This window comes from Mesorhizobium sp. BHbdii (assembly GCF_053848045.1).
Genome location: NZ_JBSPKX010000038.1, coordinates 1 through 997, shown reverse-complemented (window position 1 = coordinate 997; position 997 = coordinate 1). Strand labels below are relative to the sequence as shown.

Annotated in this window: 1 protein-coding gene; it reads left to right on the top strand. The window is 54.6% G+C overall.

Annotated elements, in window-relative coordinates; all coding sequences use genetic code 11:
• Nucleotides 1-818 (top strand): gfo/Idh/MocA family oxidoreductase (locus tag ACWTU8_RS31640; RefSeq protein ID WP_455851227.1); only part of this gene is annotated, 818 nt, incomplete at its 5' end.
• Between the last annotated feature and the right edge of the window lie 179 nt (nucleotides 819-997).

Below are 997 nucleotides of genomic sequence, written 5' to 3'. Positions count from 1 at the left end.
ACGATTTGCACGCGATAATTGAAGCCCAGAAAGCAGTGGGCGTAAATTACATGATGATGGAGACCGCAGTATATTCGCGTGAGTTCTTTATGATTCAAGAACTCTACAACAAAGGTGTGTTCGGAAAGATTTCCTTTGCAAGAGGTAGCCATCTGCAGGACATGGAGGGGTATCCCCGCTACTGGCAGGGGTTTCCTCCTCACCACTATATGACCCACGCAATTTCTCCAATTTTGAAGCTCTTGGGGACACGTGTTGAGAAAACCTATTGCTTAGGTTCCGGCCAGCTTTCGCCTGAACGAAAGCAGGTTCATGGTAACCCCTTCCCCATCGAAACTGCGCTTTTTCGGCTGGAGGATAGCGACGTCGCGGTAGAGATTACCAGATCGCTGTTCCACATGGCTCGCTCTTATACGGAGTCATTTTCCATCTACGGCGACAATCTAGGATTCGAGTGGCCGCAGATCGAAGGCGAGAGCCCCATCATGTTCGTGCCGACCGACTCTCCTGCAGTACGCGGACGTCGATTCTCGCATCAAACCATCGCAGCTCCCGATCGGCATGACTTGCTACCTCCCGAGCTTTTCCAATGGACGCGGCGCCATGAGCGAAAGTGGAACGGGACTACAACATCTCAAGGCGGCGGTCATGGAGGGTCTCACCCCCACCTAGTGCACGAGTTTATCCGAAGCATTGTCGAGGGAAGAGCTTCTGCCATCGACGCAATCACATCTGCCAACTGGACAGCGCCAGATATCGCCGCGCACCAGTCGGCAATGGCCGGCGGAGATCCAGTGGTGGTTCCGCGGTTTTCTTAACGCGCACAACGACGTGCAACCCGTGAGGGAGAATATGGTTAAGCCGACCCGCTTTCTTGAAGGGCTCAGCCGCAACCGGGGTTGCCCCCGGTTTCGGAGGTAGTCGGATGACGAACTCGTTGTCGCGCAGGGCAGGGAAAATCTCTATCGCGCGGCTCGGTTGCATTAACCTTGGCAGT